27 protein-coding genes are annotated in these 25061 nt (G+C 63.3%); 14 read left to right on the top strand and 13 right to left on the bottom strand.

The annotated features are described in order from the left end of the window. Window positions 1-1282, top strand: a 1282-nt coding sequence (locus JWP26_RS01120) for a glutamate synthase subunit beta (RefSeq protein WP_299722194.1), incomplete at its 5' end; no start/stop codon positions are given. Between the two features lie 222 nt (window positions 1283-1504). Further along, a complete protein-coding gene (gene hpt / locus JWP26_RS01115) occupies window positions 1505-2047 on the top strand; it encodes a hypoxanthine phosphoribosyltransferase (RefSeq protein WP_299722191.1) in 543 nt (180 codons plus the stop codon). Here the strand turns inward: hpt and JWP26_RS01110 are convergent. The 3 genes from JWP26_RS01110 to galE form a co-directional block, all read right to left on the bottom strand. Beyond that, the gene (locus JWP26_RS01110; RefSeq protein WP_299722189.1) at window positions 2044-3204 is read right to left on the bottom strand and encodes a DUF459 domain-containing protein; all 1161 of its coding nucleotides are present in this window, start codon (window positions 3202-3204) and stop codon (window positions 2044-2046) included. The two genes, hpt and JWP26_RS01110, sit on opposite strands and share 4 nt — an antisense overlap. A gap of 71 nt (window positions 3205-3275) precedes the next feature. Then, on the bottom strand, window positions 3276-4487 hold the full coding sequence (locus tag JWP26_RS01105) for a lytic murein transglycosylase (RefSeq protein WP_299722186.1): 1212 nt from the start codon (window positions 4485-4487) through the stop codon (window positions 3276-3278). Window positions 4488-4511: 24 nt separating this feature from the next. Next, complete coding sequence (gene galE, locus JWP26_RS01100) at window positions 4512-5498, bottom strand: UDP-glucose 4-epimerase GalE (protein WP_299722183.1); 987 nt, start codon at window positions 5496-5498, stop codon at window positions 4512-4514. Between the two features lie 96 nt (window positions 5499-5594). Between galE and galU the strand changes: the two genes are divergently transcribed. Continuing rightward, on the top strand, window positions 5595-6479 hold the full coding sequence (gene galU / locus JWP26_RS01095; RefSeq protein ID WP_299722180.1) for a UTP--glucose-1-phosphate uridylyltransferase GalU: 885 nt from the start codon (window positions 5595-5597) through the stop codon (window positions 6477-6479). A 3-nt stretch (window positions 6480-6482) separates the two neighbouring features. Here the strand turns inward: galU and JWP26_RS01090 are convergent, their stop codons facing one another. Beyond that, window positions 6483-7781 (bottom strand): outer membrane beta-barrel protein, encoded by a 1299-nt coding sequence (locus JWP26_RS01090; protein ID WP_299722177.1) that lies wholly within the window; start codon window positions 7779-7781, stop codon window positions 6483-6485. A 227-nt stretch (window positions 7782-8008) separates the two neighbouring features. Here JWP26_RS01090 and JWP26_RS01085 point away from each other — a divergent pair, with 227 nt between their 5' ends. Beyond that, entirely contained in the window at window positions 8009-8773 is a 765-nt protein-coding gene (locus JWP26_RS01085; protein WP_299722173.1) for a MotA/TolQ/ExbB proton channel family protein, read from the top strand. A gap of 3 nt (window positions 8774-8776) precedes the next feature. After that, entirely contained in the window at window positions 8777-9640 is an 864-nt protein-coding gene (locus JWP26_RS01080; protein ID WP_299722170.1) for a flagellar motor protein MotB, read from the top strand. Window positions 9641-9814: 174 nt separating this feature from the next. Here the strand turns inward: JWP26_RS01080 and JWP26_RS01075 are convergent, their stop codons facing one another. Together JWP26_RS01075 and JWP26_RS01070 are read right to left on the bottom strand one after the other, a co-directional pair. Then, window positions 9815-10264 (bottom strand): NfeD family protein, encoded by a 450-nt coding sequence (locus JWP26_RS01075; protein WP_299722167.1) that lies wholly within the window; start codon window positions 10262-10264, stop codon window positions 9815-9817. A 12-nt stretch (window positions 10265-10276) separates the two neighbouring features. Next, window positions 10277-11266: an SPFH domain-containing protein gene (locus JWP26_RS01070; RefSeq protein ID WP_299722203.1), complete on the bottom strand. Its 990-nt coding sequence runs from the start codon at window positions 11264-11266 to the stop codon at window positions 10277-10279. Between the two features lie 145 nt (window positions 11267-11411). Between JWP26_RS01070 and JWP26_RS01065 the strand changes: the two genes are divergently transcribed. Beyond that, the gene (locus tag JWP26_RS01065; RefSeq protein WP_299722164.1) at window positions 11412-12257 is read left to right on the top strand and encodes a Ku protein; all 846 of its coding nucleotides are present in this window, start codon (window positions 11412-11414) and stop codon (window positions 12255-12257) included. Between the two features lie 3 nt (window positions 12258-12260). Beyond that, window positions 12261-14846 (top strand): DNA ligase D, encoded by a 2586-nt coding sequence (gene ligD / locus JWP26_RS01060; protein ID WP_299722161.1) that lies wholly within the window; start codon window positions 12261-12263, stop codon window positions 14844-14846. Here the strand turns inward: ligD and modB are convergent. The 4 genes from modB to JWP26_RS01040 all read right to left on the bottom strand — a co-directional run bounded on the left by modB (window position 14843) and on the right by JWP26_RS01040 (window position 17095). Continuing rightward, a complete protein-coding gene (modB, locus tag JWP26_RS01055; protein WP_299722158.1) occupies window positions 14843-15523 on the bottom strand; it encodes a molybdate ABC transporter permease subunit in 681 nt (226 codons plus the stop codon). The genes ligD and modB overlap by 4 nt on opposite strands. Window positions 15524-15536: 13 nt before the next feature. Continuing rightward, a complete protein-coding gene (gene modA, locus JWP26_RS01050) occupies window positions 15537-16271 on the bottom strand; it encodes a molybdate ABC transporter substrate-binding protein (protein WP_299722155.1) in 735 nt (244 codons plus the stop codon). Between the two features lie 66 nt (window positions 16272-16337). Next, window positions 16338-16703 (bottom strand): winged helix-turn-helix domain-containing protein, encoded by a 366-nt coding sequence (locus JWP26_RS01045; protein ID WP_299722153.1) that lies wholly within the window; start codon window positions 16701-16703, stop codon window positions 16338-16340. Next, window positions 16700-17095, bottom strand: a complete 396-nt coding sequence (locus JWP26_RS01040; RefSeq protein ID WP_299722151.1) for a helix-turn-helix domain-containing protein — start codon at window positions 17093-17095, stop codon at window positions 16700-16702. Before JWP26_RS01040 ends, JWP26_RS01045 begins: the two co-directional genes overlap by 4 nt. Before the next feature lie 104 nt (window positions 17096-17199). Between JWP26_RS01040 and JWP26_RS01035 the strand changes: the two genes are divergently transcribed. After that, complete coding sequence (locus tag JWP26_RS01035) at window positions 17200-18102, top strand: zinc-binding alcohol dehydrogenase family protein (protein WP_299722148.1); 903 nt, start codon at window positions 17200-17202, stop codon at window positions 18100-18102. Next, window positions 18009-18203, top strand: a complete 195-nt coding sequence (locus tag JWP26_RS01030; protein WP_299722200.1) for a zinc-binding dehydrogenase — start codon at window positions 18009-18011, stop codon at window positions 18201-18203. Before JWP26_RS01035 ends, JWP26_RS01030 begins: the two co-directional genes overlap by 94 nt. Here JWP26_RS01030 and eda read toward each other — a convergent pair. Continuing rightward, complete coding sequence (eda, locus tag JWP26_RS01025) at window positions 18200-18835, bottom strand: bifunctional 4-hydroxy-2-oxoglutarate aldolase/2-dehydro-3-deoxy-phosphogluconate aldolase (protein ID WP_299722145.1); 636 nt, start codon at window positions 18833-18835, stop codon at window positions 18200-18202. The genes JWP26_RS01030 and eda overlap by 4 nt on opposite strands. A 135-nt stretch (window positions 18836-18970) precedes the next feature. Between eda and nadA the strand changes: the two genes are divergently transcribed. Beyond that, window positions 18971-20038 (top strand): quinolinate synthase NadA, encoded by a 1068-nt coding sequence (gene nadA / locus JWP26_RS01020; RefSeq protein WP_299722142.1) that lies wholly within the window; start codon window positions 18971-18973, stop codon window positions 20036-20038. On the opposite strand, the gene JWP26_RS01015 is transcribed toward nadA, so the two are convergent. After that, complete coding sequence (locus JWP26_RS01015; protein ID WP_299722139.1) at window positions 20035-20478, bottom strand: hypothetical protein; 444 nt, start codon at window positions 20476-20478, stop codon at window positions 20035-20037. The two genes, nadA and JWP26_RS01015, sit on opposite strands and share 4 nt — an antisense overlap. Before the next feature lie 74 nt (window positions 20479-20552). On the opposite strand from JWP26_RS01015, the gene JWP26_RS01010 reads away from it, so the two are divergent. Further along, window positions 20553-22142, top strand: coding sequence for an L-aspartate oxidase (locus JWP26_RS01010; RefSeq protein WP_299722136.1), 1590 nt, complete (start codon window positions 20553-20555; stop codon window positions 22140-22142). A 5-nt stretch (window positions 22143-22147) separates the two neighbouring features. On the opposite strand, the gene JWP26_RS01005 is transcribed toward JWP26_RS01010, so the two are convergent. Continuing rightward, a complete protein-coding gene (locus tag JWP26_RS01005) occupies window positions 22148-23125 on the bottom strand; it encodes a PfkB family carbohydrate kinase (RefSeq protein WP_299722133.1) in 978 nt (325 codons plus the stop codon). Window positions 23126-23339: 214 nt separating this feature from the next. Between JWP26_RS01005 and JWP26_RS01000 the strand changes: the two genes are divergently transcribed. From JWP26_RS01000 to JWP26_RS00990, 3 genes are read left to right on the top strand one after another with little or no spacing between them, the layout of a single operon-like run. Then, on the top strand, window positions 23340-23732 hold the full coding sequence (locus JWP26_RS01000; protein ID WP_299722130.1) for a hypothetical protein: 393 nt from the start codon (window positions 23340-23342) through the stop codon (window positions 23730-23732). Between the two features lie 18 nt (window positions 23733-23750). Further along, window positions 23751-24257, top strand: a complete 507-nt coding sequence (locus JWP26_RS00995; protein WP_299722128.1) for a sigma-70 family RNA polymerase sigma factor — start codon at window positions 23751-23753, stop codon at window positions 24255-24257. After that, window positions 24254-25060: an anti-sigma factor gene (locus tag JWP26_RS00990; protein WP_299722126.1), complete on the top strand. Its 807-nt coding sequence runs from the start codon at window positions 24254-24256 to the stop codon at window positions 25058-25060. The genes JWP26_RS00995 and JWP26_RS00990 overlap by 4 nt, the downstream gene beginning before the upstream one ends. Window position 25061: the final 1 nt, after the last annotated feature.

The following is a 25061-nucleotide window of genomic DNA, read 5'->3' as shown; positions in this document are numbered from 1 at the left end:
CGGCATTCCGGTCTGCCATGGGCCGACCGGATGCCCGGTGCATAACCAGATCCCCGACTGGAACGACCTAGTCTATTGCGGCAACTGGCAGCAGGCGGCGATCGACCTGCATTCGACCAACAACTTCCCCGAGTTCACCGGCCGCATCTGCCCGGCGCCCTGCGAGGAAGCCTGCACGCTGAACCTGGAAGACACCCCAGTCGCCATCAAGACCGTCGAACAGGCCATCGCCGACCGCGCCATCCGCAATGGCTGGGTCAAGCCGCAGATCAACGACAAGAAGACCGGGAAATCCGTGGCCATTATCGGCTCCGGCCCAGCGGGCATGGCAGCCGCCCAGCAACTGGCTCGCGCCGGTCATGACGTGCATCTTTATGAGCGCGAGCCCAAGGCCGGCGGCCTGATGCGTTATGGTATTCCCGACTTCAAGATGGAGAAGGACCATATCGACTTCCGCGTCGAGCAGATGACCGCCGAGGGCGTCACCTTCCATTACAACGAGAATATCGGCGTCACCCGGCCGCTGTCCGATTTACAGGGCCGGCACGATGCCGTGCTGCTGACCGGCGGCTCTGAACATCCCCGCGATGTCGATGCCGAAGGCGTCAATCTGGCGGGCGTCAACTTCGCCATGCCCTTCCTCGTGCAGCAGAATCGTCGCCTTGGCGGCGAGGATATTTCGGGCGAGCAACTGCTCTCGGCGGCCGGCAAGCATGTTGTGGTGGTCGGCGGCGGCGATACGGCGAGCGACTGCGTCGGCACCTCGTTCCGCCAGGGCGCCATTGCGGTGACCCAGCTCGACGTTCGCGCCCAGCCGCCTGAACTCGAGAACAAGCTGACCAACTGGCCCAACTGGGCGGTCAAGATGCGCACGTCGTCGTCCCAGGCCGAAGGCGCCATCCGCGAATTCGCGGCGGGCACGATGAAGATCATCGGCAATGCCAAGGGCCAGGTCACCGGCGTCGAATGCGCCCGCGTCGATCGCAAGCGCCAGCCCATCCCCGGTACCGAATTCATCATCAAGGCCGACCTGGTACTGCTGGCCATCGGTTTCGCCCACCCCATCCACGAGGGCATGCTGGCCGAACTCGGCGCCAAGCTGGATGCGCGCGGCAACTTGTTTGCCGATACGTTCAGCTACAAGACGAGCGTGGATAAGGTTTACGCCGCCGGCGACATGCGGCGTGGGCAATCGCTGGTGGTCTGGGCGATCCGCGAGGGTCGGCAGGCGGCGCGGGCGATCGATAAGGATCTGATGGGCAAGACGGATTTGCCGCGGTAGGCTTTTCTCCCAATTTCGACATCGTGGCTCCGAACACCCCCTCCCAACCTCCCCCATCAAGGGGGAGGTTGGGAGGGGGTGGGTTGAACTGGATCGAATTCCACGAGTGGAGAGAAACCTCCCCCTTGATGGGGGAGGTAGGAGGGGGTGAAGGGTGATCACCGCCCCATCGCGTTTTGTCCCATGCCACGCTAGAGGTTATGCCTTCCCGGGAATCGCCGCATGACCCAGCCGCCCTACACCGTCGATGAACTGATCTCCGCCAAAGCCATCGCGGCGCGGGTGGAAGCCCTCGCCAAGGAGATTGCGACCTTCTACGCCGATACCGACAAGCTCGTCGTCGTCGGCCTGCTGCGCGGCTCGTTCATCTTCATCGCCGATCTGGTGCGTGAGTTGAACCTGCCCGTCGAGGTCGACTTCATGGAAGCCTCATCCTATGGCAATGCCATGGAATCGAGCCGCGAAGTGCGTATTCTCAAGGATTTGCGCGGCGAAATCGGCGGGCGCGACGTGCTGGTGGTCGAGGACATCGTCGACACCGGTTACACGCTCAAGCACGTGCTGGAAATCCTCGAAACGCGCCATCCGCGCCGTATGGAAGTGTGTGCATTGCTCAACAAGCCCAGCCGGCGGGAAACCGACGTGCAGGCCAAATGGGTGGGCTTCGATATTCCCGACAAGTTCGTCGTCGGCTATGGCATCGACTACGGCCAGCGCAATCGCAACTTGCCCCATATCGGGGCCGTGCGCTTCCTCAAAAGCTAGCGCCCGGCGGCATTCTCCACCGCGCCCGGATCGACACCGACGCCAAACGCATCGACGCGGCCCTTCGGCGCGGTCATCAATTGCTCGAGCGTGAAGGCCGGCACTGGCGCCGGCTGGCCCGACGCGGTCAACAGATCGCCGGCCCGGTTCGGCGACCGGCTTAACGGGATCACTGCGCCGGCAACCTCCAGTAGCCGCACCTGTCCCAATCCCTGATACGGCAGCCGCACCATCGCGCCCGCATCGGTGCCCAGCAATGGATCGGCAACCGCCACGCTCACCCCGCCGCTGCGATAGAAATTGCGGATCGACTGGTTGAGATAAAACGCCAGCTTGTCCGAGCCGGCGGTGGAAAAGTGGATGCCGTCATCCTTGCGCATGCGCGCGCTCTGCCCGTTCACATCGGGGCCATAGGCGGAAAACTTGCCGTCCTCGCCGAGGAACCGCTCATAGATATCGACAAATTCGGCGCCGCCCGAGAAGCTTGCCAGCCGCTGGATGGCACTGATCTGGGCGAGGGCCGCGGAATATTCGCTCTTGCTCATCGGCGGCAGGCCAACCCAGATCACCGGCTTGTTGGCCGCACGCAATTGGTTCAGGAACCCCGTCAGCCGCTGCTGGTAGATCGCCTTCCACGGATCGGTCAGGGACTTGTAGCTCTGCCCGTCGGCATTGATTTCCTGCCGGTCATTGACGCCAATCATGACGATCGCCAGATCGAAACTATTGGCGGCGATCTGCTCGCCCACAGCCCGGTCCCAATCGAAGAAATCCTCGCGAACGAACCCGGAGTCCCCCACGCCCTGGTCGATGACCACGAGGTTCGGGTCCTCGGCATAGAAGCGTTCCAGCGCTTTGCTGAGATCGATCGCCATGGAATCCCCGAATACCGCCAGCCGCGTAGCGCCTTCGGCCTTGGTGACGAGCGGCTTGGCCGGCGGTAGCGCGGCGGTGGGCGCACGCGGCGTTGCCCGCGGTTGCTGTTGCTGCTGCACGGGGGGCGGCGGAGCCGGCTCCTCGCCAAACAGCAGGTCGAACAGCGTCCGCCGCTTCTGCGCCTGCGCCAACACGATAGTACCCTGGTCCTGCGCAAACACCGGCGCAATATCGACCATGACGAAGCAGAACAGGACGATGACGGAGAGGACGCGGATCATGTCAGCCCTTGGTAAACTCGCCCATTCTCTAGCAAAACAGGCCCGGCAAGGCCAGTTCAGTCACGCCGAACTTATCGCGCCGCGGCGGCTAGTTCCTCGTAGGACGCCTTGGTGATGAAGCCATCGGCCACCTCGCCGCGCGAGGCCTGGAACTGCGCATAGGCCTGTTGGCTGATCGGCCCGATCCGGCCATCCACATCGCCCTTCAGAAAGCCTAGCTTGACCAATGCCGCCTGGATCGCCTTGCGCTCGGCGATATTGGGGAATTGCGTGTCGCGCGGCCAATCGTCCGCAAAGGCATCGCCGCCGTTGAGCCGGTCGGCGAGATGGGACACCGCCATGGCGTAGCTGTCGGAGAGATTATAGCCCTTGAGGACCATGTAGTTCTGCGTCATGAGGAATTTCGGGCCGTCCTTGCCCGCTGGCACATAGAGAAAGACCGGCAGATTGGGATCGGCGAAGGCCTCTCCCCGCACCCGCGCTATGCCCTTCTCGGCAAAGAACGATACCGGCCGCATCTGGGTCCGATCCGCCAACAGGTAGTCGAAACCATCGGGCACCGCGACCTCGATGCTGCAGGGCACGCCCGGCTGATAGCCCAATCCGCGCAGATAGACCGCGCTGGTGGCCAGCGCATCGGCCAGCGAATTCTGCAGGTCCACCACGCCGTCGCCATCCCCGTCGGTGCCGTATTTGACCACGTTAGATGGATTGACCTGCAAATGCCCGATCGCCCCGGCCCAGGAGCCGACCAGATGCTGCGCGTCGAGCGGCCCCCGTTGCACCAGTTGCAATGCGGCGATCAAATCGGCTTCGTCGCCTTCGAGGCGGCTGCGGCGCTGATGCACCAGCGTCGCTAGCGAGCGCACGATCGGCCGGATTATTTTGGTATCGCCCAGCACCGAGCCATAATTGGTCTCGATACCCCAGATGGCCCCCAGCAGGCGCGGTTCAACGCCGTAGCGCTGGCCGATATCGGCGAACAATGACGCATTGCGCTCCATCGCCGCCTTGCCGTTGGTGATGCGTCGCGGCGATGCGCGCAGATCGATATAATCCCACATCGGGGTGGTGAATTCGGGCTGCGCGCTCACCAGGTCCGGTGTGCCGGCGTCCGGGGTCAGCCCAACCATCGCCGCCTGATAGGTTTCGCGAGTGATCCCCGCCGCCAGGGCCTTCGCCTCGAAATTGGCAATGAAGCTGTCGAAGCTTTCGATTGGCTGGGCGTTTGCCGGCACGATCATGAGCGCCAGCAGCAGGCTCGCAACGATGGTTTTGATCACGGGCAGCCCCTTTTTATCCCGAGCCTAGCGGTTGCGCACCATCAGGTGCTGTTCCCAAGCATAGGCGGATTCGACGATTTCTTGCAGATCGTCATGCTGGGGCACCCAGCCCAGGATCGAGCGCACCTTTTCGCCGGTGGCGGTGATAGAGGCCGGATCGCCCGGACGGCGCGGGCCTTCATCGACGCGGAAATCGACGCCCGACACCGCCTTGACGGTATCGACCACCTGCCGCACCGAATAGCCCTGCCCGTAGGCGCAGTTCAACGTCGTGCTCTCGCCGCCGCTGCGCAAATGGCCCAGCAGCAAGGCATGGGCCGCGATCAGGTCGGTGACGTGGATATAGTCGCGCACGCAGGTGCCGTCCGGCGTTTCGTAGTCGGTGCCAAAAATGTCCATCTTGGCGCGCTGACCGAGCGCCGTCTGCGCCGCCACCTTGATCAGATGGGTGGCAAACGGCGTCGACTGGCCAGAACGCTTGCCGGGATCGGCGCCCGCCACGTTGAAATAGCGCAGCACCCCATAGGTGATCGGGTGCGCCGCCGCCACGTCGGCCAGCATCCATTCGGTCATCAATTTGGAGCGGCCATAGGGCGACATCGGGTTGAGCGGGGTTTCCTCCACCACGGGGGCCAGGCCGGTCATGCCGTAAACCGCGGCGGTGGACGAGAAGATGAAGTGCTTGACCCCCGCCTTGACCGCAGCCTCCAGCAGGTTGCGCGAAATAGCGGTGTTATTGCCATAATATTTGAGCGGATCGACTACCGATTCCGGCACCACGATGGAGCCGGCGAAATGGATAATCTCGGTGATACCGTGCTCTTTGACCAGCGCCCCTACCAATTCCATGTCGCCGGCGGAGCCCTGCACGAACGTGGCGCGCCCATCGATGGCCCAATCGAAACCGGTGACCAGGTTATCGAGCACCACGACGGTCTCGCCGGCATCGGTGAGGTTCAGCACCATATGGCTGCCAATATATCCGGCGCCGCCGGTGACCAGGACTGCCATGCTGTTAACTCCAACCGCTAAGACGCTATTTTGCCGTGATGTTATGTGCCAGATGTTGAGATAGCTTTACGGCGAAAATCCAGATTGGGGTGAACAGTGGGCAAGCGCGTCAGGACAGCAGTATTTCCCGTTGCGGGGTTGGGAACGCGGTTCCTGCCGGCCACCAAGGCCCTGCCCAAGGAGATGCTGACCGTCGTCGACCGGCCGCTGATCCAGTACGCGGTCGATGAGGCGCGCGAAGCCGGCATCGAGCACTTCGTCTTCGTCACCGGCCGCAACAAGGGCGTCATCGAGGACCACTTCGACCGCCAGTTCGAACTCGAAACCACGCTGGAAATGCGCGGCAAGACCAAGGCGCTCGATGAGTTGCGCAAGGACCTGCCCTCGGCGGGCCGCACCAGCTTCACTCGCCAGCAAGAGCCGCTGGGGCTGGGCCACGCCGTGTGGTGCGCGCGTCACATCGTGGGCAGCGAGCCGTTCGCGCTGCTGCTGCCCGACATGCTGTTCAAAGGCAATCCGGGCGTGCTCAAGCAAATGATGGACACCTATGAGGAAACCGGCGGCAACGTGATCGCCGTCGAGGAAGTCCCCCCGGCCGAAGTTTCCTCCTACGGCATCATCGCGCGTGGCGACGGCCCCGACAGCAATTTCGCCATCACCCAGATGGTAGAAAAGCCCAAGCAAGAGGAAGCCCCCTCCAACCTGATCATTTCGGGTCGCTATATCCTGCAGCCGGAAATCTTCACGCTGCTTGCCGACCAGCCCAAGGGCGCGGGGGGGGAAATCCAGCTTACCGATGCGATGCAGACGCTGATGAAGTCGCAGGCTTTCACCGGCGTGAAGTACCAGGGCCAGTCGTTCGACTGCGGCTCCAAGATCGGCTTCCTGACAGCCAATGTGGTCTACGCGCTGGACCGCGACGACATCCGCGAGGGCTTTGTCGCCGAGTTGCGCAAGCTCGACCTCGGCGAGCATTTCTAGCGCTTAGCGCTTGACCGTAACCCCGACCGTCACCCGATGGCTGTCCTCGGGGCTGTCATTGGTCTTATCGGCGTGCTCATAGCCGTAGTCGGCGGTAAGCGCGGTGTGGGCGTTGACGCTGTAGTCGGCGCCGACGCCGTAGCCGTAGCCTGTTTCGGTGTCGCTGCTGCCATCGAACGTGCTGGTATTCCAGTCGGCCAGCGCCCGCAGCACCAGCCAGGAATTGACCGTGTAATTGACGTCCGCATTGGCGGCGTATTCGACCTTAGTCAGCCCGCCATTGTCCGGGCCGGGAGGCGCCACGGTGGTGGTCAGACCTGCAGTAAAGCGCCAGGTGGGATCGGGGCTGAACACCAGCCGCGCGTCATAGAGGTTCGACTTGACCTCGCCCAGGCTCGCTTCATCGAACCGGCGGAGGCCCAGCCCGACCGAAGCTTCGGCGCTCAGCACTTCGTTCCATTTGCCCGACACGCCAGCCTTGATCGACGTATTGGTCGCATCCGGCTTGATCAGCAGCACCGATGAGGGCCTGTCGAACATTTCCCGGCCGAGATTGGCTTCGGTGAAAATCTCGAAGATCGGCGTCGCCTGGAAGCCCAGCCGCAGCCCGCCACCCGCCGTCCACAAATCCTGCTCGCTATTATCGACCACCGAGCCATCGGCGTAGGTCGTATTGCCATAGAGCGAGCGGGTCACCTCGCCCGTCACCCCGACATTGAAGCGGCCGAATTGGCGCGTCACACCGCCATCGACACTGCCCACAACGGTCTGGGGCGCCTGGGTGATGCCATTGGCCAGCCCTGGCGTATCGGGCCGGTCCCGGCTGATCGACAGATCCGCGTTGGCGTCGAGCGTCGTCACGCTGTCCAGCGCGTAGTTGGTGCTGAGATCGAGCCGCAAGGCGCTGACGTCGATTTGCCCGTCGACCGGCTGGTCGACTTCGGCGCCAGCATTGAACTTGATCTGCGAGCGGGAGCCGGCGTGCTCGAAGCTGACGCTGGGTGCGAGCACGACATCAAACTGTTCACCATCATTGGTTTTCGTGTAGCTGCCGCGCAGCGCCATCGACCAATCGATGTTGAAAAATGGATCGTAAGGCTCCCGCAAGCCCGGAAAATCCAGCGGCAGCGCATCAACGGGCGCCGCAGGGTAAACGCCGGGCAGCAGCCGTTGATTGTCGGCATCGGAGCCGTCGCCATTGCCAAGCTGTGTCTGTGCCAGGGCCGAGCCCGCCATGGCGAGCGCGCACAATGCCGAGGCCGCGCCGATTTGCCCGATATGCCGGAACGACCGCAAGGGCAAAGACTTGGCTCCCGTCAGGACAGTGCTGATAGCGGCGAGCCTGCCCAAACGGCAGCCGACGCCCGCTAATCCTTACAGCTTATAGTTAACGAAGCCTTGCAATGCCGCATTTGGCGACTCATGGAGCGTTAACTGCACCGCTTAAGCGCCAATTATTTGTTGCGCGCCAATAGTGTGGCCACATTCAAGCGTCCCAGAACGGGGCGTCTACGGGGCCTACACATCAAATGGATATCGCAACCCTGATCGGCTTGTTCGGCGGCATCTGCCTGCTGTTCATCGCCATCTTGCTCGAGGGATCCAACCCTGCGAGCTTTTTCAGTCTGCTGGCCGTCGTGGTTGTGGTTGGCGGCGCCACCATGGCCGTCATGGGCCGCTACACGCTGGGCGGCTTCATCGCCGCGATGGCCACTTTCAAGAGCGCCATCTACTTCAAGCACGTCACGCCCACCACCCTGATCGACCAGATCGCCGAAATCGCCGACCGCATGCGCAAGAAGGGCCCGATCGCGCTCGAAACCGTCCAGCTGGACGACCCATTCTTCCAGCGCGGCGTGCGCATGATCGCCGATGGATATACGGGGGAGGCGATGCGCTACTCGCTGGAGCGCGAACGCGACCTCGATTACGAGCGCCTCGAAGACGGCAGCCGGATTTTCCGCGCCCTTGGCGAAGCCGCGCCCGGCATGGGCATGGTCGGCACGCTGATCGGCCTGGTCTCGATGTTCGGCCACATGGACGATCCCAAAAAGATCGGTCCCGGCATGGCCATCGCCCTGCTGACCACGCTTTATGGCGCCGTCGTCGCCAACGTCATCATGCTGCCGATTGCCGACAAACTGGCCAATCGCGCCACTGAGGAGGGCACCAATCGGAGCCTCATCATCGAGGCACTGGTGATGATCCGCGATGGCAAAAATCCCCTGGCCATCCGGGACGAACTGGCGAGTTACCTGCCGCTGCACAGCCGTCCCATGCTTCAGGCGGCTTGATCGATGGCCGCGCTCAAGAAAAGACACGGCGCCGGTGGCGCGCATGGCGGCACCTGGATCGTTTCCTTCGCCGACCTGATGGCCCTGCTGATGGCGTTCTTCGTCATGCTGCTGAGCTTTTCCACCCAGGAGCAGGAGAAGCTGACCCAGGCCACCGGCTCACTGCAGCATGCCTTCGGCATCACGCCCGACAGCCTGCTGGCCGGCGTGATCGAACGCAACGGCCAGCCCGACCGCAATTTCATGAAATCGGTGACGCAGGAACGCACCGACGCCACGACCGAGTTCTCCACCGTCGAGGCGGACAACATCAATGCCCGGGGCGAGCAGACCGACACAGCGATCAAGGAGCCCAATGACGTCCAGCGCGCCGCCAATTTCTCGCTCGCCGCAGCAAGCCTGAAGCAGGCCTGGCAGGACCAGCCCGATATCACGGCGCTGGCCGACAACCTGATCGTCGAGGAAACAGCGGACGGCATCAACATCATCATCGCCGACCAGACCGGTCGTGCCATGTTCTCCCCGGGATCGAAATATCCCAACGAGTTGACCCGCAAGGCGCTCGCCGCCATGGCGCCGGCCTTGGCCAAAATGCCCAACCAGATCGCCATTTCGGGCCATACCGCGGCCGGGGTCAGCTATCCCAATCCCAATTACGGGCCCTGGGAATTGTCCTTCGATCGCGCCAATATGGTGCGCCAGATTCTGGGTGAATTCGGCGTGCCTGACCAGCGCATCTCCGATGTCTCGGGCCGAGCGGATAGCGATCCGTTCTTTGCCAACGATCCCTATCTGCCGTCCAACGAGCGCGTCATCATCGTGCTGAAATACGACGCGCCGCCGCTGCCGGCCAATATGGGGTTTTGAGGTATTTGGCCTGATATCGTGGGCATCCATCACCCCCTCCCCATCAAGGGGGAGGTGTCTGCCGGTGGGTTGAACTGGATCGCATTCCAGGAGTGGAGAGGCACCTCCCCCTTGGTGGGGGAGGTTGGGAGGGGGTGACGTTTAGCCCCGATTGACCGATCGTATCCGGGGCCCCTAAGCCGCCACGACGTTCAACACCGCCCCATTATTGCCGGTGATGCGCACGCGCACTCCGGCAGGCAGGTTGGGGCCGGCCACACGCCAGACCGTATCGTCCAGCACCAGCCGCCCGAAGCCGTCGACGATCGGCTCCTCCAGCATCGCCTCCTGCCCGGTAAAGCGGTCGGCGCGGCGATTGAGGTAGGGCCGGTCGCTTTGCACCACCTTGCCGCGCTGCCAGCGCAGCCACAGCACGATCGCCACCAGCGACAGCACCCCGAACACCAGCCATTGCAGTGGCCAGTCGATGGGATGGATCAGAACGATCAGCCCGGTGACGATCCCGGCTACGCCCATCCACAACAGAAACCCGCCCGAGCCCACCACTTCGAGCGCCAGCAGGACGATGCCGGCGACGATCCATGACCATGCACCATAGGCAGCGATAAAATCGATGACCTGCATCGTGGCCTCCGACTAGCCCTGGCTGCCTGGGGTAACCGATGGCGGCCGCCCGCTCCGCGGGGTGCTGGGCGATGAGCCGCCAAAGGTTTCACGCGCGATCTCGGCGATGCCGCCGATGGCGCCGATGACGCTGGAGGCCTCGAGCGGCAGCATCAGGATTTTCTGGTTGGGGGAGGTTGCGATCGCTTCCAGCGCCTTGATGTAGTTATTGGCGACGAAATAGTTGATTGCCTGCACGCTGCCGCTGGCGATGGCCTCGGACACCATGGTGGTCGCCTTGGCTTCGGCTTCGGCGGCACGCTCGCGCGCCTCGGCATCGCGGAACGCCGCTTCCCTGCGCCCTTCAGCTTCGAGCACCTGCGCCTGCTTGGCGCCTTCGGCCTGCAGGATCGCCGACTGGCGGCGCCCCTCGGCCTCGAGGATTGCGGCGCGCTTCTCGCGTTCAGCCTTCATCTGCCGGCCCATCGATTCCACCACATCCTTGGGCGGATCAATATCCTTGATCTCGATGCGGGTGATCTTGACGCCCCAGGGCGAGACCGCCGCGTCCACCACCTTGAGCAGTCGATGGTTGATCTCGTCGCGGTTGGACAGTAGCTCATCCATGTCCATCGAGCCCATCACGGTACGGATATTGGTCATGGTCAGGTTGAGGATGGCGTTTTCCAGCCCGGAAACCTCGTAGGCCGCGGCCGCTGCATCAAGGATTTGATAAAATGTCACGCCATTGGCGGTGATCGACGCATTGTCGCGGGTGATCACCTCCTGGTGGGGGACCTCGAGCACCTGCTCCATGACGTTGATCTTCTTGCCGATATTGTCGATGAACGGCACAATGATGTTGAGGCCCGGCTTGAGCGTGCGCGTGTATTTGCCGAACCGCTCGACGGTGTAATTGTAGCCCTGCGGAATGGTCTTGGCGCCGGCGAACAGCACCAGCAGCGCCAGAATGCCCAGCCCGATCAGCGTAATGCTCAGCCCGTCGAGCCGAATTCCGTCCATCAATTCCATATCGATTCTCCCAACCGCGCCTCGCGCCGCGACTTTACGGTTGGCTTGTGGCCCGCGCAATCGAATCCCACAGGCGCAACCAAGCGCGCAGCGCAACCGTTGAGACCGTGGTCCAAATCAACTCTGCGAGCCCGCAATGCCAGCGTCACGCCCGATCTGGAAAGGTCAGCTCCGCCTCTCGCTCGTCTCCATCGGCGTTGAGCTGTATTCGGCGACCAAACCCAATGCCAAGCCAGCCTTCCGGCAAATTCACGAGCCCACCGGAAAGCACATCAACTACGAAAAAGTGGTTGCGGGCGTCGGTCCCCTCAACAAGGACGAGATCATGAAGGGGTTTGAATACGAAAAGGGCGACTATGTGCTGCTGACGGATGACGAGATCGACGCGGTTAAGCTGGAAACCCGCAAGACGCTGGAGCTGACCCAGTTCGTTGCCGCTGCCGAGATCGATCCGATCTATTACGACAAGCCCTATTTCGCTGTCCCCTCGGACAAGCTGGCCGAAGACGCCTTCCGCGTTACTCGCGATGCGCTACGGCAGAGCCAGAAAGTGGGGCTGGGGCAGTTGGCGCTGCGCGGCAAGGAATACTTGGTCGCCATCAAGCCGACTGGCACGGGGCTCCTGTTGGAAACGCTGCATTACGAGGCGGAAATCCGCAAATCCGATCCGTTCTTCTCGGAGATTTCCGCCAAGAAGGCCGATCCGGATTTGCTCGAAGTCGCCACCGCGCTGATCGACAAGAAGACCGCCAAGTTCGACGCGGGCGTGTTCAAGGATCACTATCAGACAGCGCTACGCGAACTGATAGCCCGCAAACTCAAAGCCAAGGGCCACAAGATTTCCACCAAGGAAGAACTGCCCGAGCACAAGCCGACCGGCTCCAATGTGGTGGATTTGATGGCGGCGCTGAAATCGAGCCTCGAGGGTGGGGCTGCCAAGAAGCCGGCAGCAAAGGCCGCCCCTCGCAAGAACGCGAGCTAGGTCATGGCCAGCAAAGCCGAGCCCCTGCTCAAGGAATACAAAGCCAAGCGCGACTTCGCCAAGACGCAGGAGCCGTCGGGCGACTCCAGTGTCGACCGGCAAGGCCAGCTGACCTTCGTCGTGCAGAAGCACGACGCTACGCGCCTGCATTATGACTTCCGCATCGAACTCGATGGCGTGCTGAAAAGCTGGGCGGTGACCAAGGGGCCATCGGATAATCCAGCGGATAAGCGCCTCGCCGTTCGGGTCGAGGACCATCCGCTCGATTACGGCACGTTCGAGGGCACCATCCCCGAAGGCGAATATGGCGGCGGCACCGTCATGCTGTGGGACGAGGGCACCTGGGAGCCGGTACAGGGCGATCCGCATGATGGCCTGGCCGACGGCGACCTCAAGATGCGCCTGCACGGTCATCGCATGAAGGGCGAATGGGTCTTGGTCCATATGAAGCGTCGCGACAGCAAGCGCAAATCCGGCCCGCCGCGCGAAAACTGGCTGCTGATCAAGCATCACGATGACTATGCCAAGGATGCTGAAACGCTGGTGCCCAAGTTCACCACCTCGGTATCGACCGGCCGCGACATGCCCGGTATCGCCAAGGGGTTGAAGCCGAAGAAGTCGACCGAAACGCCTGCCGAAGCCGTCTGGCATTCCGACAAGGACAAGGCGGTCGATAATCCCGTCGCCGCCAAGGCGGCGCCCAGAAAGACCGGCAAAGCTGCGGTGATGCCGGCTTTCCGCGAACCCCAGTTGGCAACCCTCGTCACCGCCGTGCCGCAGGGCAGCGAGTGGGTGTTCGAGATGAAATATGACGGCTATCGCTGTCTCGCGGCCGTGGCCGGCGAGCAAGTGGCACTCTACACGCGAACCGGCAAGGACTGGTCCGAGCAGTTCAAGGCCGTCGCCCCGCCCCTGCGTAAGCTGACCAAGGGCAGCGCCCTGATCGATGGCGAACTGTGCGCCTTCGACGCCAAGGGGCGTACGGATTTCGCCACGCTTAAGGACCACCTGTCTGATGGCGGCGCGCTGACCTATTTTGCCTTCGACCTGCTGGAACAGGACGGCGAAGACCTCACCAAGCTGCCTCTGGTCGAGCGCAAGGCGCGGCTGGAAAAGCTGCTGGGCCCAATCGATAAATCGTCCCTCGTACAATATTCCGCTCACGTCACCGGCAACGGCCAAAAGGTGTTCGACGCTGTCGCCGCCGAGGGCCATGAAGGCATTATCGCCAAACTGGCCAATGCGCCCTATCGGGGCGAGCGCACCAAGAGCTGGCTCAAGATCAAGGCGGCCAAGCGGCAGGAATTCATCATTGCCGGCTGGTCGCCATCTGAGAAAAAGAAGACCTTCGCGTCGCTGCTGATCGGCACTCTGGAAGACGGCAAGTTGGTCTATCGCGGTCGTGTCGGCACCGGCTTTACGGTCGATAGCGCCGAGGCCTTGCAGCAAAAGCTCGACGCCCGTGCCCGCAAGACCAGCCCCTTTGCCGAGGTGCCCAAGCTGATCGCCCGCACAGCCCATTGGGTGGCTCCCGAATTGGTCGCCGAAATCGGCTTTACCGAGTTCACCCCCGATGGGGTGCTGCGCCATCCCTCCTTCCTCGCTTTGCGCGAGGATAAGCCGGCGGGGGAGATCGCGTTGGAAACACCCGTTTCAACCGACGCCGCCAGCCCACCGCTACACAGCCAGGCCGGCATTTTGGCCGCCGAGGCCGCCGGCATCCACTTCACCAGCCCCGACCGCATCATCTATCCGGGCCAGGGCGTCACCAAGGGCGATCTTGCCGCCTATTACGCTGCGGTCGCCGATGTCATGCTGCCCTATATCGAAAACCGCCCGCTCAGCCTGCTGCGGTGTCCGCAGGGGCGTACGAAATACTGCTTCTTCCAGAAGCACGATACCGGCGGCTTTCCCGACGTGATGAAGTCCATCCTGATCGAGGAGAAGGACGGCCAGAAGGAAGACTATTTCTATATCGACACCCTGGCGGGCCTGCTGGGCGGCACGCAAATGAACGTGCTGGAATGGCACCTGTGGGGATCGCGCACCAAGGATATCGAAAAGCCCGAGCGCATTATTTTCGATATCGATCCCGACGAGGGTCTGGGGTTCGAACATGTGCGCGATGCGGCACGCGACATCGCCAAACTGCTCGAGGAGTTCGACCTGCAGACCTATCCGCTGGTCAGCGGCGGCAAGGGCGTGCACGTCATCGCCCCGCTGGTGCCCAAACTGGAATGGCCCGATATCAAGGCTTTTTGCAAAGGGATAGCCAAGCTGCTGGAGGAACGCGAGCCGGATCGTTTCGTCGCCAATATGAGCAAGGCCAAGCGCAAGGGCCGCATGTTCGTCGATTACCTGCGCAATGAGCGCGGCTCCACCGCCATCGCGCCGTGGTCCAGCCGCTCGCGCCAGGGCGCTCCTGCCGCCGTGCCGGTGAGCTGGGCTGAGTTGAAAGACATCAAAGCCGCCAACCAGTTCAGCCTCGCCGCCGCCGCCGAGCGGGCCAAAAAGCCGGACCCGTGGAAGGGTTACTTTTCGACGACGCAGACCATCACCAAGGCGATGCTGGATAAGGTTGCGAGCTAAGGCAGCGGCAGTGTCGAGCGGCGGTCCATGGTCATCGTCACCGCGATGACCACGAAGGCGAACACCACCATGCCCAGCGCCAGCACATGCGCCGTGCCCCATTGCAGCCGTTCGACATAGTCGTAGATCGAGATAGACAGCACCTTGGTCTGGCCGGGAATATTGCCGCCGATCATCAGCACCACGCCGAATTCACCCACCGTATGGGCAAAGGTCATAACCGCGCCGGTGATATAGCCCGGTCGCGCCAGTGGCAGCGCCACCCGCAAGAAGCGTTGCCAATTGCTGGCGCCGAGGCACGATGCTGCCTCCAACGGCTCATCGCCGATGGCCACGAAGGCGTTGCGCAGCGGCTGCACCATGAAGGGCATCGAATAAAATACCGAGCCGATGACGAGGCCCGGAAACGAGAAGGCCAGCGTCCGCCCGCCCCAGAACCCCGCAATCCAGCCGCCCGGCCCATAGGGACCGAGCGCCAGCAGCAGGTAAAATCCCAGCACCGTCGGCGGCAGCACCAGCGGCAGTGCCACCACGGCCCCCACCAGTTCGCGCGCCCGCGACTGGCTGCGCGCCAACCACCAGGCGATCGGCGTGCCGACCAGCAGCAGGATGAGCGTATTGATCCCGGCCAGCATCAGCGTCAGGCTGATCGGTGGCCAGAGTTCTGCTACGCTCATCCAGTTGTTCCGATTACTTTGTGGTGTAACCCGAGGCTTCTATCACGGCCACAGCGGCGTCGCTCTTGAGGAAATCGAGGAAGCCGGTCGCCGCCTTGTTCTCAGCACCGGTCTTGAGCAGCACGGCATCCTGCTTGATCGGCTCATGCAGTTCGGCGGGCACGATCCAGACGTGATCCTTGCCGAGCACCTGGCTGGCGGCGACGAAGCCGAGCTCAGCATTGCCGCTATCGACGAACTGCAGCGTCTGCGTGATGTTCTCGCCGGTAACAAATTTGGGCGTAACCGCATCGAGCAGGCCAAGCTTGGTCAGCGATTCAATGGCGGCCTGGCCATAGGGCGCGGTCTTCGGATCGGCGATTGCAATCTTCTGGAACGCATCGGCCTTGAGCACTGCTTCGCCATCGGTCACGTCGATCGAGGTGCTGTAAAGCGCCAGCGAGCCAATCGCATAGGTAAACACCGAGCCATCGACACCGAGCCCATCGGCCACAGCCTTGGCGGGACGGGTATCGTCAGCCGACAGCAGGATATCGAACGGCGCGCCCTGGGTGATCTGGGTATAGAGCGCCCCGGTGGCACCAAAGCTCAGCGTGACCTCATCGCCTGTCGCCGTCTTGAACGCCTCGGCCAGCTTCTCAGCCACCGCGGTAAAATTGGCCGCGACTGCAACGCTCGCCGTCTCAGCATAGGCCTGCGGCACGAACGATACGCCCAGCAGCAGAGCGCCGATCAGAATCTTGTTCATTGTCTCGTTCCGATATGTTTGATGAACCCTATCGGTTCTGGCAAACGCCAGAGCGGCCCGCAAGCGTTATTTCTTGCCGGACATATCGATGAGCTGCCGCAGCGCACTCACATCTTCGGCAATCGCCTCGCGCGTCCGCTCCTGCATGGAGCGATAGTGGGTCAGCACCAGTTGCCCCGCCTCGGTCAACAGCGCCCCGCCCTGTCCGCTGCCGCCGCGGCTGGTTTCCACCAGCACCATGCCAAAGCCCTCATTGAGCGCCTGCACCAGCCCCCAGGCGCGCTTGTAGCTCATGCCCATGGCCTTGCCGGCCGCCGAGATCGAGCCTGTCTTGCCGATCTGCTCCAGCAAATCGGCACGGCCAGGCCCCAGATAGGCGGTTTCGGTCAGGGTGATCCGCAGATGCGTCAAGCCGCTATCGGGAACGCTCATGCGTCGAACGGCTGCATTTGGACATCGCCCAGCGCGCGCCGGCCGGACTGCGCGCAGACTACGAGCTTATCGCCCTCGCCTGTGGCCTGGCCCTGGTGAATCCCCCAATCCTGCAGCCCCGCAATGATCGGCTTGAGGCTAAGGCCAAGCGCCGTCACGCGATATTCGACGCGGGCGGGCACTTCGGCGAACACCTGCCGGCTGACCAGCCCATGCTCCTCCATCTCGCGCAATTGCTGGATCAGCACCTTTTGCGCAATGCCCGGAATGCCGCGCTCCAGGGCGGACAGGCGCTTCGGGCCATCGACCAGATGGCAGATGATGTAGAGCTTCCAGCGCCCCCCGATGATCTGCAGCGTCCGCTCCAGCGGCCATGTGGATAGGCGGTTCATCATCGTCTCCCTGCTGACCTTGCGGTCTGTACCCGACCGAAAGGTCGGTGGAATCGCGCGGCTGATCCGGCGCAAAAGGCTCTCCCAATATGAGGAGACGCGCAATGAAAGCCAATGTCCTTGATCAATTCGGCGGGCCCGACAATTTCAGCTATCGCGAGAGTGACACACCGGAACCGTCGGATGGCCGGGTGCTGGTCCGCGTCATTGCCAGTGGCGTCAATCTGGGCGACGCGCTCATTCGCAGCGGCAGCACCGGCCTGCCCTTGCCGCTTCCGCTCGTGCTGGGCTCGGAGGCAGCGGGCTACATCGAAGCGGTGGGGAGCAGCGTAACCAGCCTGGTTATCGGTCAGCGCGTTTTCGCGGCGCCATTCGCCATCGGCGCGCTGGGCGGCGGCTATGCGACCCATATGGTGGTGGACGCGGCTGCCGTGTTTCCGATCCTCGACGGCGTCAGCTTCGAAGACGCCGTAGCGCTCGGCGTGGCTGGCATTACGGCGCTGCATCTGGTCCGAGCGGTCCCGGTGGCTGGCCGCTCGGTGCTGGTGCACAGCGCGGCCGGCGGCGTCGGCAACCTGCTGCTGCAGTTGGCGAAGGCGCGCGGCGCCTCCCCACTCATCGCCACTGTCGGCAGCGCCGCCAAAGCCGATGCCATTGCGGCCCTCGGCCCTGACCTTGTCATCGACTATTCCAACGCCGCCTGGCCCCAAGCCGTGCGCGACGTCACCAGCGGCAGGGGCGCGGACGTGATCTTCGACGCGGCCGGCGGTGCCTTGAGCAGCCAGGGCCTGACGGTGCTCGCCGACAGTGGCCACTTCGTCGCCTATGGGGGGCCAGCGGCACCTATCCGGCTATCTCCGCGGCGGAAATGCCCGGCTTCCTCGCCAAGGCGCAAACGCTCAGGGGCTTCTCGCTGTGGTCGCTACTCGGCGATACCGGGCGGCGCAGAAATGCCCTGGAGCAGGATTTCGCCGAACTTTATGCACTCGTGGCGGCCGGATCGTTGAAACCCCTGATCGCTCATCGCCTGCCGCTGGCAGAAGCCGCCAGCGCCCATCGCCTGATCGAAAGCCGTCAATCGGTCGGCAAGATTATTCTGGCCCCTTAGCCACGCAACTGGCTGGCCTCGCGCGCCAGTGCTTCGATCTGGGCCCAATCGCCCGAGGCCAGCGCATCGGCCGGCATCATCCAAGAGCCGCCGACGCAGATCACATTGGGCAGCGCCAGGTAGGTCTTGGCCTTGACGGGATCGAGGCCACCGGTGGGGCAGAACTTGATATCGGAAAGCGGGGAGGCAAAGGCCTTGAGCACCGGCGCGCCGCCCAGCGCTTCGGCCGGGAAAAACTTGAGGAAGGAATAGCCACGCTCGCTGGCGGTCATCGCTTCGCTCGGGGTTCCGATGCCCGGCAGCAGCGGAATGCCGATATCGTCGGCGGCATCAAGAATGCGCGGCGAAATGCCCGGCGACACCATGAAGCGGCAGCCGGCATCCACCGATTGCTGCATATGGTTGGCGTTCCGCACGGTGCCCGAGCCGACGATGGCGCCGGTAACCTTGGCCATTTCTTCCATGACCTTGAGCGCATTGGGCGTGCGCAGCGTGACTTCGAGGATCGGCAGCCCGCCCGCCACCAGCGCTTCGGCCAGCGGCCGCGCCTGGCTGACATCGTCCAGAATGATCACCGGAATGACCGGGGCGAGCGACAGGATGGAACGGATCGCTTCGGCATCTTGGGGCATTTTGGACTCCCGCATCACAACTGTTGTGCACGAACGGTTAGGGGCTCGGAAAAATTCTCGCAACCCTCTTCATTGAAATGCACGATGAAAATACCTAGGTTCCGCCCGCGCACTTGGCTCGCCAGAGGTCCAACGATGGTTCAGACGATCAACGCCCTCACGCCGCTGGATGATGCCCGCGCCATTCTGGGGGAGTCATACGATCTGCACTTCTCCAAGGCGATCGAGCGGGCCACCGAAAGTGTCTACGAGAGGGTCAAGGATAAGATCCCCCAGATCGAGTGGAGCTTTTATGCACCGCTGATCTTTGCGATCAACCAGCTCAAGACGGAAAAAGACGCGGTCATCCTGGCGCACAATTACCAGACGCCGCAGATTTATCACGGCGTCGCCGATATTGTCGGCGACAGCCTGCAGCTCGCCATCGAGGCCACCAAGGTCAGGCAATCGGTGATCGTGCAATGCGGCGTGCACTTCATGGCCGAAACCTCAAAGCTGCTGAACCCGCAAAAAACCGTATTGATTCCCGATAGCCGCGCCGGCTGCTCGCTCGCCTCCTCGATTACGGTCGAGGACGTGCTGGCGATGAAGGCCATGTATCCGGGCGTGCCGGTGGTGACCTATGTCAACACCTCGGCCGCCGTCAAAGCCGTCACCGACGTGTGCTGCACCTCGTCCAACGCCGCCGATATCGTCAACCGGATCGAGGGCGACACGGTCATCATGATCCCCGACCAGTTTCTGGCGCAGAACACCGCCAAGAAAACCCACAAGAAGATCATCACCTGGGCCGGCGCCTGCGAGGTGCACGAAACCTTCACCGCCGAAGACATTGCCGAGCTACGCCACGCCTATCCGACGGCCAAGATCATCGCCCATCCTGAATGCCCGCCCGAGGTGATCGACGCGGTGGACTTTGCCGGCTCGACGGCGGCAATGATTGATTGGGTCAAGACGCAAAAGCCGGCCCGCGTGGTCATGGTCACCGAATGCTCGATGTCCGACAATGTCGCCAGCGAAACCACCGGCGTCGATTTCCTGCGCGGCTGCAACATCTGCCCGCACATGAAGCGCATCAATCTGGAAAACATCCTCTGGTCGCTGCACACCATGACCGAGGAGGTCACAGTCGACCCCGCCATCAGCGCTCCGGCAAGATTGGCCGTGGAACGCATGATCGAAATGAGCCGGAAGGGCGATTAACGGCTCAGAGCGTACCGTCGGTGATGTGCCAGAAATTCCGCACCGGGGCGGAACAGCACATCGTCGGGCACGATCAGGGTCGCGCGCAACGCCGCCAGCATGGTGCTGTCCAGCAGGTCCGGATGCGGCACGACAATGCGGTAATCATCCTCGATCGTGATGAGGCCGCTGCGGAACGGACGCGCCAGCGAAGCGATCATGGGCAGGTAGTTGGCGATGCTGAGCGGCCCGCCCTGCTCGCGCGGCTGAATGGCCTCGACATCGAGATCGGCATGCAAGGCCAGCACCGGCGGGGCGAAGCGCGCGCCCGTCAAGGCACAGCGATAGCCGTAGCTGAGCAGCACCAAACGATAGAGACCCGTATAGGCATCCAGCGTATGATCGGCCGCAAAGCCACGTTGAGCCCCTTCACCAAAGCCGTAGTCATCGCCACTGGCCACAAACGCTCTCCGCCTTCCCGACGGGAGAGACCTTACGCACAACTACCTATCTTGCAAGCAGGACCGCGCCCGTCATGACCACTTTCGACAACACCCTGAACGCCGATGGCGCCCTGATCGTGGGTGCCGGTCTTGCCGGTTTGTTCTGCGCGCTCAAGCTGGCACCGCGGCCCGTCACAGTGCTGTCGCCCAAACCTCTTGGTTTTGGCGCGTCATCGGCCTGGGCGCAGGGCGGCGTGGCGGCTGCGGTGGGTGAGGGCGACAGCAGCCACGCCCATGCTGTTGATACAGAAATGGCCGGCGCCGGTATTGTCGATCATGGCATTGCCGAGTCCGTCACCGCCGAAGCGGCTGCCCGCATCGAGGACCTGGCGCGCTGGGGCACGCCGTTTGACCGCGACGATTTCGGCCATTATGCGCTGGGCCGCGAGGCAGCCCATTCGGCCAACCGCATCGTCAAGGTCGAGGGCGACCGCGCCGGCTGGGCCATTATGCAGGCCATCATCGCCGAGGTGCGCCGCACCCCCTCGATCCGCGTCGTCGAAGGCATTACCGCGCTGAGTCTCGCCCGGGATAACGGCCGCATCGTCGGCGTATTTTGCCGCAAGTTGGGCGACCGGTATTCCGAGCCGGTTTTCATCCGCGCCCGCGCCACGGTGCTCGCCGCCGGCGGACTGGGCGGGCTCTATGCCGTCACCACCAATCCGCCCGGCGTGCGTGGCCACGCCATGGGCATGGCGGCCCGCGCCGGCGCGCTGATCGCCGACGCCGAATTCGTGCAATTCCATCCCACCGCCATCGCAACTGGCGCCGATCCGGCCCCTCTCGCCACCGAGGCGCTGCGCGGCGAAGGCGCGATCCTGGTCAACGAATTGGGCGAGCGTTTCATGCCAGCCATCCACCCGGACGCCGAACTGGCACCCCGCGACGTCGTTGCCCGGGCCAATTTCCGCCAAATCCAGGCGGGGCATAAGGTATTTCTCGACACGCGAAAAGTGCTGGGCGAGGCGATACTGACCCGCTTCCCCACCGTGGCAAAGTACTGCCTCGATGCCGGTATCGACCCCGTATCCGGCATGATCCCGGTGACGCCTGCCGCCCATTTCCACATGGGCGGCGTCAAGGTCGACGAGCGTGGACGCTCGTCTCTCCCCGGCCTATGGGTCTGCGGCGAGGCCAGCTGCACGGGCCTGCACGGTGCCAATCGACTGGCCTCCAATTCACTGCTCGAAGCAACCGTCTATGGCGCGCGCATCGCCGAGGACATTGGCGGGCTGGAGCCGGTGCGCAATCTGGCGCCGTTCAAGGGCATCGAGTGGAACGAGGCCGAGGGCGAAAAGGCCGAGCAGGTGCTGCGCGACCTGCCCGCGGTGCAGAACCTGCGCCACATCATGACCGATCTCGTGGGTGTCGAACGCGACGCCACCGGGCTCAAGCAGGCGCTCCGCCGGATCGCGGCGCTCGAAGCCAATGCCGAGCACGTCACCAGCGCCTATCTCAACATGACCACCTCGGCCACGCTGGTCGCGGCGGCGGCCCTCAAGCGTACCGAAAGCCGCGGCGGCCATTTCCGCACGGACTTTCCCGAAACCGACGACAAGAACTGGGAACACCACACCACGATGACACTTGAGGAAGCCCTCGCCATCCGCGCCGGGGCTTGAAGCCGTCAGGCGTTGAGCACAGCATCCACCTGCGCCCGGGTCGGCGGCTTGCAGCCCTTTTCGCCGCAATTGAGCCCGGCGACAACCGCGCCGAACCGCAGCATGTCGGCGAGCGCGCCGCTTCCCAGGTCATCGAGCTTGCCGGGCTTGAGCAGATGCCGCTCGTTAAGCCAGGACAGTACGCCCGCCATCAGACTGTCGCCGGCGCCCACGGTGTCGCCAAACACTGGCGGTGCATAAATATCGGCTTGGGCCTTGCCTGACGCGGTGAAGGCCCGCGAGCCCTTTTCGCCCAACGTTACAACCACCAACTGGCAATTGGGCCGGGCCAGCAGGTCTGCCGCGTGCTGCTCGATGCTCTTGTCCGCATCCAGTTCGGCCAAGTCCTCCTCGGACACCTTGACCACATGGGCCAGGTCGAGGAAGGCCGACAGGCGCTGCTTGTAGCCTTCGAAATCATCGACGAGGCTGGGGCGCACATTGGGATCGATCGAAATGGTCGCGCCCTTGGCGATCGCCGCCTGCACGATCTGCAGCCAGACCACGGCCTCGTCGGCCTTCATCGGGCAGAAACCGCCAATCTGATAGAGATTGAGGTCATCGGGGAGCGCTGCGATAGCCTTGGCGGCATCGATAACCCCATCGGCCTGGCGATAAAACCCGTAGCGGGCATTGTGATTGTCGTCGAAATTGATCACCGCCAGGGTGGTATATTCGGGCACCCGCTCGGGCAGCAGCGTGGTGACGCCAGCGGCATCGAGCGGCCCCAGCAGATAGTCGCCGAACGCATCGGCCGAAATCGGGCAGAGGAAGCCGGTATCATTGCCCAGCCTGGCGAGCGCAATGGCGCAATTATAGGGCGAGCCGCCCGGATGCGCCGTCATCACGATCTGGCCAGCGCCATCCCGGTTGATCAGCGTGCCATCCGCCAGTTCCACCTCGGCCTTCAGATCGATCAGGCTTTCCCCACCAACGACAAACATTATTCCGCTCTCCCGACAGATGCCGCGCCGCCTCGGCACAGCGCCAGCCACATAGCATTTTTGCCCGCCCTGTCACCAGCGAGGTGAGTATGTGCCCGCCGCTTGAGCACAGAAGTTTAAGTTTATTCCGGCGACCGGGGATTAATTGTTTCGCACCGGTGTTGATCCCTGTGCAGGGCGCCATGACGGCCCCCTGAACACGGAGGAAAAATCCATGAATATCCGTATGCTTCTGGCCGGCGCCGCTGCGCTGGCGCTGTTTTCCGCCCCCGCCTTCGCCGAAGATTATGCCGGTGGCGCCGTCAAGACGTCTGAAATCGGTGGCAAGGAAGTGCTGACCGATGCCAAGGGCATGACCCTCTATACTTTCGACAAGGACACTGCCGGCGTCACCAATTGCTACGACGATTGCGCCACCAAATGGCCACCGGCGATGGCCGATGCCTCTGCTAAGGCCGAGGGTGACTTCACCCTGGTCGACCGCAAGGACGGCTCCAAGATGTGGGCCCATAAGGGCATGCCGCTCTATCTGTGGTTCAAGGACACCAAGGCTGGTGAAACCACCGGCGACGGCGTCGGCGGCGTCTGGCATACTGCGGTTGAATGATCCACTGAGCAGGCTTCCTTGACAGATTTTCTCGACCAGGTCGAAACCTGCGTGCCGGCGCTACGGCGTTATGCGCGGGCGCTGACACGCAATATCGATCTGGCCGATGATCTGGTGCAGGATTGCCTGGAACGCGCCATCTCCCGGCGCGCGCTGTTCCGCCCCACGGGCCCGGTGCGCGCCTGGCTGTTCACCATTTTGCTGAACCTTTATCGCAACAGCCTGCGTTCCTCCCATAGACGGGGCCAGACGGTGGATATCGACACCATCCCCGAGCCCTCCACCCCGGCGACGCAGCCGGGCCATATCGCGCTGGCCGAAATGGCGCGCGCCATCGAAACTTTACCACTCGACCAGAAGGAAGCATTGCTCTTGATCGCCCTCGAAGGCCTCTCATATTCCGAGGCCGCGACCATTCTCGGCATTCCCCAGGGCACGCTGATGTCCCGGCTGGGCCGTGCCCGCGCGGCCCTGCGCGTGGCCACCGGCAATAGCGCCGAGCCGCATTTGAGGACGGTCAAATGAGCGCCGTGACCCGCGACATGCTGATGGCCTATGTGGATGGCCAGCTCGATGCGGCCGATCGGCCGGCGGTCGAGGCCCATCTGGCGGCCAATCCCGAGGTGGCGGCCGAAGTGCTGCTCTGGCAGCGCCAGTCCAACGCCCTGCGTGCGCTGTTCGCCCCCGCCGGCTCTGAGCCGGTTCCGGCGCGCCTGCGTGCGCATCGGATTGCTGCCGCAACCGGATCGCGCCGCATGCGCTCCTGGCGCTGGGCGGCCGCTGCGGTCGTGCTGGTGGGCTTGGGGCTGGGCGGCGGCTGGTTTGCCCGTCCGCTGCTGAATGGCGCACCCGCGGCCAGCGCCAGCCTGATCGCCGACGCGGTCAACGCCCACACGGTGTTCGTGGCCGAAAACCGCCACGCCGTCGAAGTGCCCGCGACCGATCAGGACCATCTGGTGACCTGGCTGTCCAATCGGCTGTCCACGCCGCTTGATACGCCCGATCTGAGTGCCGAAGGGTTCACTTTGGTTGGCGGACGCCTGCTGCCGGGCGAGCCCAATGCGGGCGGCCGCGCCGCGCAATTGATGTATGAAAACGCCGCCAAGGATCGGGTGACGGTCTATGTCACCGCCGCCCTGCCCGATCGTGCGCCGGCCTATCAGTTCGCCAATGCCGGCGGCGCCGAGGCGTTCTACTGGGCCAATGCGCGCATCACCTGCACGGTGGTGGGCACCCTGCCCGAAGCGCAGATGAAAACTGTTTCCCAAGCTGTGTACCGCCAGATGACCGAAGGCGATGTTACGGCCGGCCCGCCCTATCGGGGATAAG

Source organism: Devosia sp. (assembly GCF_028290435.1).
Taxonomy (GTDB): Bacteria; Pseudomonadota; Alphaproteobacteria; order Rhizobiales; family Devosiaceae; genus Devosia.
The sequence above is the reverse complement of the archived record's forward strand: the minus strand, read 5'-3'. Positions and strand labels throughout refer to the sequence as shown.